13 protein-coding genes are annotated in these 12777 nt (G+C 59.8%); 6 read left to right on the top strand and 7 right to left on the bottom strand.

The window, feature by feature from the left end; genetic code table 11:
- Nucleotides 1-70: 70 nt before the first annotated feature.
- From VL130_RS17215 to fabI, 3 genes are read left to right on the top strand one after another with little or no spacing between them, the layout of a single operon-like run.
- Entirely contained in the window at nucleotides 71-1060 is a 990-nt protein-coding gene (locus VL130_RS17215; RefSeq protein ID WP_325364802.1) for a bifunctional enoyl-CoA hydratase/phosphate acetyltransferase, read from the top strand.
- On the top strand, nucleotides 1057-2172 hold the full coding sequence (locus tag VL130_RS17210) for an acetate kinase (RefSeq protein ID WP_325364800.1): 1116 nt from the start codon (nucleotides 1057-1059) through the stop codon (nucleotides 2170-2172). The genes VL130_RS17215 and VL130_RS17210 overlap by 4 nt, the downstream gene beginning before the upstream one ends.
- A complete protein-coding gene (gene fabI, locus VL130_RS17205) occupies nucleotides 2169-2927 on the top strand; it encodes an enoyl-ACP reductase FabI (protein WP_325364798.1) in 759 nt (252 codons plus the stop codon). Before VL130_RS17210 ends, fabI begins: the two co-directional genes overlap by 4 nt.
- A 129-nt stretch (nucleotides 2928-3056) precedes the next feature.
- Here the strand turns inward: fabI and VL130_RS17200 are convergent, their stop codons facing one another.
- A complete protein-coding gene (locus tag VL130_RS17200; protein WP_325364796.1) occupies nucleotides 3057-3533 on the bottom strand; it encodes a hypothetical protein in 477 nt (158 codons plus the stop codon).
- Nucleotides 3534-4106: 573 nt separating this feature from the next.
- Nucleotides 4107-5009 carry a universal stress protein gene (locus tag VL130_RS17195; RefSeq protein WP_325364794.1) on the bottom strand — a complete coding sequence of 301 codons (903 nt, stop codon included), beginning with the start codon at nucleotides 5007-5009 and terminating at the stop codon, nucleotides 4107-4109.
- A gap of 141 nt (nucleotides 5010-5150) precedes the next feature.
- Here VL130_RS17195 and VL130_RS17190 point away from each other — a divergent pair, with 141 nt between their 5' ends.
- The gene (locus VL130_RS17190) at nucleotides 5151-6050 is read left to right on the top strand and encodes a universal stress protein (protein ID WP_325364792.1); all 900 of its coding nucleotides are present in this window, start codon (nucleotides 5151-5153) and stop codon (nucleotides 6048-6050) included.
- Nucleotides 6051-6175: 125 nt separating this feature from the next.
- Here the strand turns inward: VL130_RS17190 and VL130_RS17185 are convergent, their stop codons facing one another.
- Nucleotides 6176-6580 (bottom strand): cytochrome c family protein, encoded by a 405-nt coding sequence (locus VL130_RS17185; protein ID WP_325364790.1) that lies wholly within the window; start codon nucleotides 6578-6580, stop codon nucleotides 6176-6178.
- 194 nt (nucleotides 6581-6774) lie between these two features.
- Here VL130_RS17185 and VL130_RS17180 point away from each other — a divergent pair, with 194 nt between their 5' ends.
- Nucleotides 6775-7791, top strand: coding sequence for an alcohol dehydrogenase catalytic domain-containing protein (locus tag VL130_RS17180; protein WP_325364788.1), 1017 nt, complete (start codon nucleotides 6775-6777; stop codon nucleotides 7789-7791).
- Here VL130_RS17180 and VL130_RS17175 read toward each other — a convergent pair.
- The 4 genes from VL130_RS17175 to VL130_RS17160 form a co-directional block, all read right to left on the bottom strand.
- Nucleotides 7718-10249: a cation-translocating P-type ATPase gene (locus VL130_RS17175; protein WP_325364786.1), complete on the bottom strand. Its 2532-nt coding sequence runs from the start codon at nucleotides 10247-10249 to the stop codon at nucleotides 7718-7720. The two genes, VL130_RS17180 and VL130_RS17175, sit on opposite strands and share 74 nt — an antisense overlap.
- Before the next feature lie 107 nt (nucleotides 10250-10356).
- On the bottom strand, nucleotides 10357-10704 hold the full coding sequence (locus VL130_RS17170) for a carboxymuconolactone decarboxylase family protein (protein WP_325364784.1): 348 nt from the start codon (nucleotides 10702-10704) through the stop codon (nucleotides 10357-10359).
- An 11-nt stretch (nucleotides 10705-10715) separates the two neighbouring features.
- Nucleotides 10716-10919 carry a DUF2892 domain-containing protein gene (locus VL130_RS17165; RefSeq protein WP_325364782.1) on the bottom strand — a complete coding sequence of 68 codons (204 nt, stop codon included), beginning with the start codon at nucleotides 10917-10919 and terminating at the stop codon, nucleotides 10716-10718.
- Between the two features lie 2 nt (nucleotides 10920-10921).
- Nucleotides 10922-12211: an FAD/NAD(P)-binding oxidoreductase gene (locus tag VL130_RS17160; RefSeq protein WP_325364780.1), complete on the bottom strand. Its 1290-nt coding sequence runs from the start codon at nucleotides 12209-12211 to the stop codon at nucleotides 10922-10924.
- Nucleotides 12212-12440: 229 nt separating this feature from the next.
- On the opposite strand from VL130_RS17160, the gene VL130_RS17155 reads away from it, so the two are divergent.
- Nucleotides 12441-12767 carry a rhodanese-like domain-containing protein gene (locus tag VL130_RS17155; protein ID WP_325364779.1) on the top strand — a complete coding sequence of 109 codons (327 nt, stop codon included), beginning with the start codon at nucleotides 12441-12443 and terminating at the stop codon, nucleotides 12765-12767.
- The last annotated feature ends 10 nt before the right edge of the window (nucleotides 12768-12777 follow it).

Below are 12777 nucleotides of genomic sequence, written 5' to 3'. Positions count from 1 at the left end.
GAATCGCGCATGTCGGCTCACCTGGGGCGATAAGCGGGCCTAGCAGCAAGCCGGCGCCCTCAAGAATCAGGTGACGCCTCCACAATTCGTGTTCGCCAGTGCCGAGAGTTTCATGAACGTCAACATTCCCCCCGTCGACCATTACAGCCACATTCTGGAAGGCGGAAAGGCGCTGCCACGTATCACGGTGGCCGTCATCCATCCGGTCGACGCCCACGCGCTGGAAGCCACGGCAGACGCCGAGGCCACCGGGCTGATCGCGCCCATACTGATTGGCCCGAAAGAGCGCATTCAAAAAATTGCACAGGACGCCCGCATCGATATATCCGGCTGGCCGCTGATCGATGTGGAGCACAGCCATGCGGCCGCGGAAGCCGGCGTGGCGATGGCGGCCCGTGGTCAGGTCGATGCCCTGATGAAGGGATCCTTGCATAGTGACGAACTGCTGACGGCGGTCGTGGCGAAGACCTCTGGCCTGCGCACCGAAAGGCGGGTATCGCACGCCTATATTCTTGATATCCCGATGTATCATAAGCCTCTGATCATCACGGACGCAGCCGTCAATATCGCGCCCAATCTCGACGAAAAGGCCGACATCTGCCGTAACGCCATCAGCCTGTGGCACAGCCTGTTCGGTAACGACCGCCTGCCAAAGGTGGCGCTGCTGTCGGCGGTAGAAACCGTGATGAGCGCCTTACCCTCGACTATCGACGCCGCCGCCCTTTGCAAGATGGCCGATCGCGGCCAGATCACCGGGGCTATTCTTGACGGTCCCCTCGCCTTCGACAATATCATCAGCCTCGAAGCCGCCGCCGATAAGGCGCTTGTGTCTCCGGTTGCGGGTGATGCCGACATCATCGTTGTGCCCAATATTGAAGCCGGCAATGCCCTGGCCAAGGAGCTGATCTACCTCGGTCATGCGCAGGCCGCAGGTATCGGGCTTGGCGCGCGGGTGCCGATCATCCTGACCAGTCGGGCCGACTCGCTGCGGACGCGTCGGCTGTCCTGCGTGGTGGCGCAATATCTGGTCGATGCCCGTCAAAAAGGCCGCTTGAAATGAATGACGCCCTGCTCGTCCTCAATGCCGGTTCTTCGAGCCTGAAATTCCGCCTGTTCGGTTTAACGCCCGACCTGCCCGTCATCGCGGGTGGCAAGGTGAGCGATATCGGTGGCCGGCCGGTCTTTCAGGCACATGGAACCGGCGACGGGACGGCCGCTCTGCCGCTTCAAGCGGACGCCGGCGAAGCCCTGGCCTATGTCCTTGGCTGGCTGAAGACCCATGCCGGACAATGGACGCTACGCGCCTGCGTTCACCGGATCGTGCATGGCGGGCCGGATTTCGTCAGAGCGACCGAACTGGATCGTCGAACGGTCGATGAACTGCGCCAATTCAACAGTCTGGTGCCCCAGCATCAGGCGCACAACCTGTCGGCCATTGAGGCTCTTTGGGCGGAGGCGCCGCGACTGCGCCAGTTCGGCTGTTTCGACACAGCCTTTCACGCCCGTATCGATCCGCTTCACCGAGCGTTTGCCCTGCCGGCCGACTTGCGCAACAAAGATATCAGACGCTACGGGTTTCACGGTCTTTCCTATGCCTGGATTGCCCACCGGCTGAAATGCGACCATTCCGCCCTTTCCAGGGGGAGGGTCGTCGCCGCGCATCTGGGTAACGGGGCCAGCCTGTGCGCGATGAAAAATGGCCAGAGCATCGACACTACCATGGGCCTGACAGCGCTTGATGGCCTGCCCATGGGTACGCGCTGTGGCGCGCTCGATCCCGGCGTCGTGCTTTATATGCAACGAAATCTGAACATGACGCCGGAAGACGTCGAAGAGGTGCTTTACAACCAGTCCGGCCTCAAGGGCCTGTCCGGTATCAGCAATGACATCAAGACCTTGTTGGCAAGCCCCCTGCCCGGCGCCGCCTTCGCGCTCGACTATTTTGCCCTGAAAACCGCGCAGCAAATCGCCGCCATGGCCATCAGCCTGGGCGGTATGGACGGACTAGTCTTTACCGGCGGCATCGGAGAAAACGCCGCCCCGATACGTGACAAGATCCTCCACCATCTCGCTTGCCTGCCAACTTTTGAAACCCTCATCATCGCCGCCAATGAGGAGCGCCAAATGGCGCTTGAGATCATGGCGGCCTTCTATCAGGAGACTGTCTCATGACTGACGCCCCCAAGGGTCTGGTTATCGGCATTGCCAACGAAGACTCTATCGCCTGGGCCTGCGCAAAGGCTTTTCATGACCAAGGCGCCCAATTGATCCTCACCTATCAGGGGGAAGAGACCCGGCGCGCGGTTGAAGCCCTCGGCGCCCGGATTGGCATCACAGGTTTCTATCCGCTCGATGTCACCGACACTCAGCAGATGGATGCTGTTTTCACGGCGATCTCGGTGGAATTCGGCCATCTGGATTTTCTGCTGCACTCCATCGCCTACGCCCCGGCGGCCGACCTTCTTGGCGAACTGACCAATGCCTCTGCCAGCGGATTTGCCACGGCTATGGACGTGTCATGCCACTCTCTCATTCGGTTAGCGAAGCGTGCAAAACCGTTGATGACGAAGGGCGGGTCGATCCTCACCATGAGCTACTACGGTGCTGAGAAAGTCATGCCGCATTATAATCTGATGGGGCCTGTCAAGGCGGCCCTGGAATCCAGTGTTCGTTATCTTGCGTGGGAACTGGGTACGTGCGAAATTCGCGTCAACGCCCTGTCGCCCGGTCCGGTCCGAAGTCGGGTTTCTCCCCATCCCGGACGGTTTGATGAGATTATGCAGGAAGACGTGTTCCGCACGCCCCTGCACCGGGCCATCACCTTGCAACAGATCGGCGATGTCGCCGCCTTCATGGTGTCGCCGAAGGCCTCCGGCATCAACGGACAGGTCATTCATGTCGACAACGGCTACACCGCAACCGGCTAACACCGTTCCGAACACCATAGTAAAACGAAAGCGTTTTGATCCCGGTCAGACCCCCTGTTTCTGCCTCATGCGATCATGTCGCCTACCCTTAAAAACAAAGGAGGCTCTGATGCCCGCAGATACCGCCTGTTATAAAAGACAAATCATCTGCTGGTGACCGTCCCGGCTCCGACATCCCGTGTATAGAAAGCCAGCGGCAACGAGCCAGGTCGCGAGTTGCTGGTCTGTAGCGCCATGATCCGCATGGACGATAAAACAAATATCATGCACGCGCAGCCAGTCGAGCAGGCCCTGAATCGCTTCAGGCACATACGGTGCATATTCGACGTCCCGTCGACATGCCGGCGCCAGGTGCGGACCGAAATAGCAGTCGAAATCAGGAGACGACGGCGTCGCGTTCAGGGCCATAAAGCCTAAAGACTCTCCTTCGACCGTCGCCACCGACCACATCCATCCCGTGTCGTCGCCTGCCCTTCCGTCCACGGCACGATAGGCATCTGGCAATATCGCATCGCCCCCCTGGCCCGTATGGACCAGTTCCAGCCGCAGGTTCGTGGTTTGGATGAATATCGGTACTGGCTTCATCGAAAGAGCGTCCGGCTTCAACCGTTGCACCGCGATACTATGAGAGCGTACCTCAATGGGGACAAAGCAAAGGGTCATTGTAAACCTCTCCATCAAGACATTTTGTCAATCAGTGGCGTGATCACAGATGTATTTCTGCTCCGGGGTCAGCTCCAAACGATCGTCGGTCTTTGGGCGTCTGCGGGCTTTCCTTTCCGTTGTCTGCTGGGCTGCCGGTGCGTCACTGTTCGCAGGCCGACAAGTGACGGTTAATTCGCAACCATCCCCTCCGACCTCACGCTCGAAAATCAAATCCTTCGGTGTCTGGCCTGGCATAGTGGCCTCCTCTGTTTATCGTAAAGGCTTTGTAAATCGTTGCTATATGTCCGGGTTTGACCGTGATCAAAGCCGACAGACAATATCGAAGAAATCCGCGCGGCGAGGATGAAACAACCTGGCTAATTCGAAGCGTGGTCGGCAGTAGATCGCATCGATAATCGTCATGACACAGCGTACGGAACCATATGCTGCGCGCGACACATCGCCGTTCGTCACCAGCCTATGGCTGAGGCGGATTGAAGCACGGGTATGCCTCCCGAACTCATTTGCCATCCTTTAATGTGACAGCAAAAGGGGAAGATGAGAGTGTTGAAGGACATGGCGCGTCGCCCCGCCCAGAACGGCTTCTTCCAAGTGCCCCCGACCATAGCCCCCCATGATCAGGAGCCCGGCCCCGAGTCCGCTACTCTTTTCAAGCAACCGCGCACCAACCCCTTCACCATCGCGTGGGATATGTACACATTTGGCGAACACTTCGTGGCTTTCCAGGTAACTTGTGAGATCGGCCTCGTGGCTTTGGGCTGGATAGCCGCCATCTTCTTCTGCCATAAACACGTAGACGTCCTTCGCCCGTAAGAGAAACGGCAGTCCATCCCGCATGGCTCTTGCTGCCGACAGACTCCCGTCCCATGCCAGGACAACGGTCTGCGGAAATCCGCTAGCCGACAACACAGCACCGGGAAGCCGCGGCAACAGAAGAAGTGGCCGTGCTGTTTTGTAGAGCGCCGCCCGGATCGTCTCCTGATCACCATCGCTGCTATTGTCAAAGCCGGCGATGATCAGATCGACCGTACGTCCCTCGGCATTCAGGCATTCGGCAGGCGCACCGACGCGGGCACGAAAAACAACCGTGGTGCGACTGGCGTCGGGATGCGCTCCCTCATCTTCCTGGATCACGGTCATCGCATTCTTCCCGGCCCATTCCCGCGACAGCTCTATCGCTGAACTGTACAGGTCGCGTGCGCCCTTCTCCAGGATATCGACAGATGTCGCACCGCCATAGGTAGCAAACCCATAGCCCCCGATCCCGAGGGTTTCCGCCGCCAGTATCGGCGGCTCGGCAATATGCAGGATGCGCAGGCGGGCGTGACCTTCCCGAGCCAGGGTGAAGGCGGTGCTGAGTGCATTGAGGTCGTAGCGCTCGCCACTGAACACACACAGAATGGACTTGATAGACATAGTACAGCTCCCTGCATGGCCCTTGCCAATAGCTTCCCAGGATACTGCCAAAATGGACAGGACAGTTTGACCGCGATCAAACAGACATGCCATCAAAAGATATAGGCTTTGATCAGCCATTCAGGCCAAGGAATGTCTTCCATGTCGATCAAATCGATTCTTTGCGTCTATGGCGGCGCGTTGTTCGAGCAGAATGCCCTTTGCACCGCCCTGTCGCTGGCGGACCATTTCAAGGCGGAAGCGCGGTTTCTGCACATTTCCATTCCGCCTGATGTTTATCCGGAACTCTACGGCATGACGCTTTACGGGCAGGCCGTCACCGGCGATGCCGGGGGACTGGAATCGATCGCCGAAGCCAATGAAGAGCAGCGAAACATCGCCCAGACAAGGGTTATAGCGGCTGCCAAGGCGGGGAATATTGCCTTTAGTCGCGAGGATTGCCTCGATGGCGCAACCGGCGCGGCCATCGCCGTCTTCTGTCCTGTTACCGCCCGCACCCGACACTGCCTTCCACCCGTCGGCCGACTGGCCGATCTGATAGTCATAGGACGCGAAACATCCAGATTCGCTGGCGATCTCGAAACGGTGATGTGCGGCTTGTTCGACACCGGTCGCCCCGTCCTCGTTATTCCACATGCCGACGATCACCCCACCCCACTCTGTTTAACGCGTAAGGTCGCCGTCGCCTGGGATGGCAGCCTGCCAGCGGCGCGGGCGCTTTATCATGCCCTGCCATTGCTGCGCCAAGCTGACCAGGTCCAGATTATCTGTGTCCGCCCAACAAACGCAGGAACTGAATTCGAACCGGAGGGTGGCCTGGCGCACTGGCTCGATTTACATGAGCTGACAGCACACATTCACCGCGTCGAGCGGTATGAGCGTACGAGCGGCGAGGCCATTCTGAGCGATGCAACGGCCTTCGGCGCCGACTGGCTGGTCATGGGCGCATACGGTCACAATCATATTGGAGAAATGATTCTGGGTGGCGCGACCAATCACATTCTCAAGCACAGTGACATGCCTGTCTTCCTGGCACACTGAGGCCAGCTAAGAAGCCTTGCCGCCCAGGCGGTGTCCAGATGTCGCGCCGCGTGGCGGAGCTTTGTTCTATCATACCCAGATAACTCGCGCACACAGGCTTGAACCCGCTTTGTCTTCGCCGGAGATCAAGGCTTCGCATGTAGGGTTTTGAGATAGGCGATGACGCCTGCCCGGTTCTTTGTCCCTTTGATCATGAAAGGCATACCTGTACCGGGACGCACATGATGCGGATTGGTCAGGAAGCGATCAAGGGCAGACGGGGTCCACACATCCCCATCGTCATAGGCTTTCACCAGGGCGGGAGAATAGTTAAATCCGTCGACAGACCCGACGCGACGCCCCACCACACCGAATAAGGCAGGGCCGATGTCGTTGATCATGTGCTGGCTGTTGTCATGACACAAGCTGCATTTGCTCGTGTAGATTTGTGCCCCCAGCGCCACCCGGCTTGCGCTGACTGGCTTAGCCGCCAACGCCGGTGATGCCAGCAGCACACCAGCCAACGCCGCAACTGTCAGTACATGGTTCATGGCGGCTCTCCAGTTTTTTCTCAGGTTCGCCAAAGCATAACAGCCACTTTACATAAGTGATTTGACGTCGATCAAATGCCTGCTGCCACCTTCCGCCTACCCTGAAGCCAAATGGAGCCGAAAAGATGCGTGCCATGCAGCTATCAGGAACAGGGCCTCTACATGACAGATCGCTTGAACGCGTGGAGGTCCCCGTGCCCGTGCCAGCCCCCGGCGAGGTCCGTCTGCGTGTCCTCGTCTGCGGAGTCTGCCATACCGAACTGGACGAGATCGAGGGCCGAACGCCCCCACCCCACTTGCCGGTCATTCCCGGGCATCAGGTCATCGGGCGCATAGATGCCATCGGTCACGGAGTTGAAGGGCTATCCATCGGTGATCGGGTCGGCGTCGCGTGGATATTCCACGCGTGCGGCCGCTGCCGCCATTGCGTCAAAGGCGAAGAAAACCTCTGCGCCAATTTCCAGGCCACCGGCCGCGACGTCAATGGCGGCTATGCTGAACAAATGGTCGTCTCCGCCCAATTCATTCATGCCATTCCGCAGGGCTTCAGCGACGTCGAAGCCGCGCCCCTGCTCTGTGCCGGCGCGGTCGGCTTTCGCGCTCTGCGCCTGACAGGCCTGATCGACGGCGAACAGGCCGATCCGGCCCTCGGTTTTAGCGGTTTCGGCGCCTCGGCGCATCTGGTCCTGCAACTGGCTCGCCTGCGCCTGCCATCATGCCGCTTTTACGTCTTCGCCCGCAGCGCCGAAGAACGCGCCTTTGCTCTAGACCTCGGCGCCGACTGGGCGGGCAGCTTCGATGACACGCCGCCTTATCCGCTGGACGCCATCATCGACACGACGCCGGCCTGGCGCCCGGCGGTTTCCGTGCTGCGCCATCTCGCACCCGGCGGCCGGCTGGTCATCAACGCCATTCGCAAGGAAGAGGCTGACAAGGCTGCGTTGCTGGAACTCGATTATGCCCGTGACCTGTGGCTGGAGAAACAGGTCCGCAGCGTGTCCAATGTCACCCGCGAAGATGTCCGCGAATGTCTCCTATGGGCGGCCGAAGCGGATCTCCACCCGCAGGTCGAGGTTTATGACCTCGAAGACGCCAATCAGGCCTTGCTGGATCTCAAGCAAAAGCCGGTACGCGGCGCTAAGGTTTTGCGTGTCGCCGCGGATACCACTGCCCCGTCAGCCATTTTAGTCCCTCCAGCGCCACGAGCATGACGGGTCCGGCGAACAGGGCCAGGGCGATCATTGGCAAGGACGGCGCTTCGAAACTGAAGAGATGGCGGGCGAACGGCAGGCTTAAGCCCACGGTCAGGATCACCGCCACGGCAAGGAAGACAAGAACCAGCGCCCGGTTTGGTCGGCTTACCGCCGCCAGAATGGAGACCGCACGCGAGCGATTGACCAGCACCAGGCTGAGAATGACCGCGACCAGGGCCACGAAGGTCACGGCCCTCACCGCATCAACCGGCAGTCCGGCCCACAAGGCAAAAAACAGCACAAGCACGACCACACCCAGGGCGAGCCCGCCCTGCATCACGCCACGGCTGATAAAGGCGAAGGAAAACATCGGCCGTTCCGGATCACGCGGCGGGCGGCGCATGACGTCGTCCTCCTCGGTTTCCGCCTCGAAGACGAGCGTACAGACCGGATCGATGATCATTTCGAGAAAAGCGATATGCACCGGCCCCAGCAGGATCGGGAGGCCAAAGATCAGCGGCAGCAGCGCCAGGCCGGCAATCGGCACATGAACCGCCAGGATAAAGGTCACCGCCTTGTGCAGGTTGTCATAGATGCGCCGTCCCAGCCGGATCGCCTTGACGATCGAGCCGAAGTCATCGTCAAGCAGTACGATCGCCGCGGCTTCCCGCGCCACATCCGTACCACGCTGCCCCATGGCGATGCCGATATGCGCCGCCTTGAGCGTGGGGGCATCATTGACGCCATCGCCGGTCATCGCCACCACCTCGCCCTGCGCCTTCAGCGCCTCCACAATGCGCAGTTTCTGTTGCGGCATGATGCGGGCAAAAACGGTCGTGTGCTCGATCCGGCGGCTGAGATCGACATCCCCCATCGCCGCCAGTTCGTCGCCGGTCATCACATCGGTGGCATCGATCCCGGCCTGGGCCGCGATGGCCCGCGCCGTCACCGGATAATCACCGGTGATCATCACCACGCGGATACCCGCCGTCCGGCATTCCGCCACGGCCGCCGGCACAGAGGGTCTCAGGGTATCGGCCAGCCCTACCAGGCCGAGAAATTCAAACGCGAAGCCGCGCTGATCCTTAGTCTGTAACGGTCGCGCCGCGCCCGCCCGCGCTACCCCCAGAACGCGTAGCCCTTCCGCCGCCATGGCGTCGGCGTCACGCAAGAGCCGCGCATGGTTGTCTTTGTCCAGCCGGCAAAGTCCGGCGATTGCTTCGGGCGCGCCCTTGCCGGCGACCACCAGATCTTCGCCCTCCTCTGCCTGCCAGACATTGGTCATGGCCAGCAGATCCGGATGCAGGCCAAAAGTCTGAACCAGTTGTACATCGCCACCGCCCGGACGAAACTTATGCAGCGCCTTTTCCATCGGATCGAACGGCTCACGCGCGCTGGCCAGGACGCTGAAATGCGCGAGATCGTGAAAGGCCGGCGGCAGCGCCCCTTCAGAGGCATTGAAAATCGCGCCATCAGCCCGCCGCAGTTCGGCCACCCGCATGATGTTCTCGGTCAGGGTGCCGGTCTTGTCCGTGCAGAGGACCGTGGCCGCGCCCAATGTCTCGATGGCCGCCGCCCGACGAGTCAGCACCCGGGCGCGGGAAATCCGCCAGGCGCCCATCGCCATGAAGATGGTGACGACAACGGGAAACTCTTCGGGCAGCATCGACATGCCAACGGCGATGCCCGCCAGCAGCGCCTCCAGCCAGGTGCCGCGAAACAGGCCGTAAAGAATCATGACCGCCAGGCTGATTGCGCCGCCACCGATGGCGAAGATGCGCACAAGCCGGCCCATTTCACGTTTCAGCCTGGGTGGCTCCGTCGTGAGTTCGCCCAGGCTCTGGCCGATGCGCCCGATCTGGCTGCGCGGCCCGGTGGCGATCACCTCGGCCAAACCAGCGCCACCCACCACCATCGAACCGGAATAGACATAGGGCAGGTCATCACCGCCCGGCGGCGCAAAGGCGCCCCCAGCGGCCGAGGCCACCTTCCTTACCGGCACAGATTCGCCGGTGAGCAGGGATTCGTCGGTTTGCAGGCTCTGGCACTCGACCACGCGGCCATCGGCCGGCACCCGGTCGCCTTCGTTGAGTACCAGCAGGTCGCCGGCCACCACGTCCCGGCCGGCGATCCTTAGTCGCTCGCCATCACGGATCACCAGAGCACGCGGACTGGTCAGATCGCGCAGCGCCTCAAGCACTCGCTCGGTGCGCGCCTCCTGCACCACGGTGATCACCACCGAAAAGAGGGCGAGCACCATCAGAATGATGGCTTCGCTCAGATCACCAAGGAAGAGATAGATCACACCGCCAGCGATCAGCAAGGCCAGCATCGGTTCGCGGATGACCTCCAGTGCGATCCGAAAAGGGGTGCGTCTGGCCTGACGCGGCAGTTCATTCGGCCCGTCCCGTTGCAGCCGCGCCTGTGCCTCGGCCGCACTCAGACCGGAGTTTGTCTCGTCTGTCGGCCTCGACATGGCGTCTCCTGATAAAATACCGGCGCGGCACTCTTTAGTTCTGTGGTATAATTACACAGGAATTGCCTTGATCTGGATCATACGACTTCAGACTAAGACTGACAATCTCAAGCTGGTCCGGCAAACTGTTCATAAGCCATCATGGCATCAGCGGCATACATCAGCGAAGGGCCGCCGCCCATATAGATGGCCATACCCAGGCACTCCTCGACCTCGGCCTTTGTCGCGCCAAGCCGCACCAGCGCCTCCATATGAAAGCCGATGCAGCCGTCGCAGCGGGTGGCGATGCCAATGGCCAGCGCGATCAGTTCCTTGGTCTTTTTATCGAGCGCGCCATCCTTGCCGGCGGCCTGGGCCATGGCGGAAAACCCGCTCATCGTGTCGGGAATATCCTTGCGCAGGGTCTTGATGTTGGCGGAAATGCGTTTGGTGATGTCAGGATAGGACTTGGTCATGGCATACTCGTTTACTTGAAGCTGACGCCCGGCTTGACGCCCAGCTTCTTGAAGATCATGGCGGCCGGGCAGAAACCGGTAAAGGCTGCCTGGAACATGTTGGCGCCGGCAAAGGCGGTCAGCCAATACCACAGCGGGTTGACGAAGTAGCCAAGTGCCAGACTCGTCAGGACGACGAAACCGGCAAAGGCCATAACGGCTTTATCGAGAGTCATGATTATTCACCTTTCAGCTTGTGGGCGCCCATCAGATCGAGCGCCATTTTCTCGAAAAACATTTCACTTTTGCCGGCCCTGACCTTGCCCAGGAAGTAGCTTTCGAACGCCGCCTTCGCCATGTGAACCCACTTGCCATGCGCCGACCAGTTGATGTTGCGCGGCGGGATCTGCGGCTGGGCGAAGAAAGCCACGCCGCCATCGCCGAAATCGGCCAGGCAGATGGCGTTCCACGTGGCCTCATGCGTTGGCGGCTTACCGGCCAGAATGTCCTTCAGATTATGGGCAATCGCCGTACACATGGATTCGATCATGAAGCCGGTCTTGGGGACGCCTACCGGCACGGCGGTCTTTCCCATGGGCGGAATAGCGACGCAGACACCGAGGCCGAAAACATTAGGGAATGTCGGGTTCTGCTGGTGCTTGTCGATCAGGATGAAGCCGCGCGGATTGGTCAGGCCCTCGATGCCCTTGACGGCATCGACGCCACGAAACGCGGGCAGCATCATGGAAAAGCCGAACGGCAGGTCATGGTCGGCCTTGTGCGCGCCGTCCTCCGTCAGTTCTTCAACGAACATATGCCCCGCTTCAACCTTCGACACCTTGGCATTGGTGATCCACTTGATATGGCGGTTGCGCATCTCGGATTCGAGCAGGCCCTTGGTATCACCGACGCCATCGAGGCCGAGATGGCCAATATAAGGCTCGGAGGTCACGAAGGTCATGGCCACCCGATCGCGTACCTTGCGTTTACGCAGTTCGGTATCAACGATCATGGCAAATTCGTAGGCCGGGCCAAAACACGACGCCCCCTGTACCGCACCGATCACGACAGGTTTCGGATCGGCGGCCAGAGCATCAAATGCCTTCGCCGTTTCGACAGCGTGATCGACATGACAGACCGACGAGGTAAAGCCGTTTGGCCCTAACCCCTCGATTTCATCAAAGGCTAGCTCAGGCCCGGTGGCGATGACCAGATAGTCATAGACCAGCTCCATATTGTCGTTCAGGATCAACTGGTTCTTGCCCGGCTCGACAGCCTTTGCCCCCATGCTGTGAAAGACAATCCCCTTCTTCTTGAAGACGGGCGCCAGCTTGACCTCGATGGCCTCGCGGGTACGCCAGCTTACCGCCACCCACGGATTTGACGGTACGAAATGATAGGTGTCGCCTTTATTGACGACGACCACTTCGGCCTTTTCGCCGACCGCTTCCTTGATTTCAAACGCGGCGATCGAGCCGCCCAGACCGGCGCCCAATATGACAATGCGAGGTATCTTCCCGGTATTCATAAGCCCTTATCCTTCATTTTTTCGGCCTTCGTCTGGCCAGCCCATAATCCTAGGATCAAAATAGCGGGTGCGATTTGATCCACGTCAACCCGGAGGTCCCTGATTGATGCCATTTCTTGACCGGGACGCCGCGAAATGCGGTGAAAGGCCTTGATTGTATATTTTAATTACCTTATATTCGATTTATCGAAAATACAAATGTTTTTTAAAACCCACTGGAGTCACTCCCATGTTCAGTCAGTTTACCGTCAAAAATCTTACACCGGCCGAAGTGAGTGAGGGACTCAGCCGCGGTGAGATCGTGCTTGTCGATGTCCGCGAGTTGGACGAGCACAATGCCGAGCGCATCAAGGGCGCGGTCAGTGTTCCCTTGTCACGGCTGGAAACCGCAAAACTGCCCGATGCCGACGGCAAGCGGATCGTCATGCACTGCGCCGGTGGTGTACGTTCAGCAAGGCCCGTGACATTGTGCCGCAAGCGCGGCCTGACAGTCGACCATCACCTGGCGGGCGGTATCGCCGCGTGGAAGGCCCACGGCCTGCCGACCATACGATAATATATAAAAG

Source organism: Asticcacaulis sp., from assembly GCF_035497195.1.
Classification (GTDB): Bacteria; Pseudomonadota; Alphaproteobacteria; order Caulobacterales; family Caulobacteraceae; genus Asticcacaulis.
The sequence above is the reverse complement of the archived record's forward strand: the minus strand, read 5'-3'. Positions and strand labels throughout refer to the sequence as shown.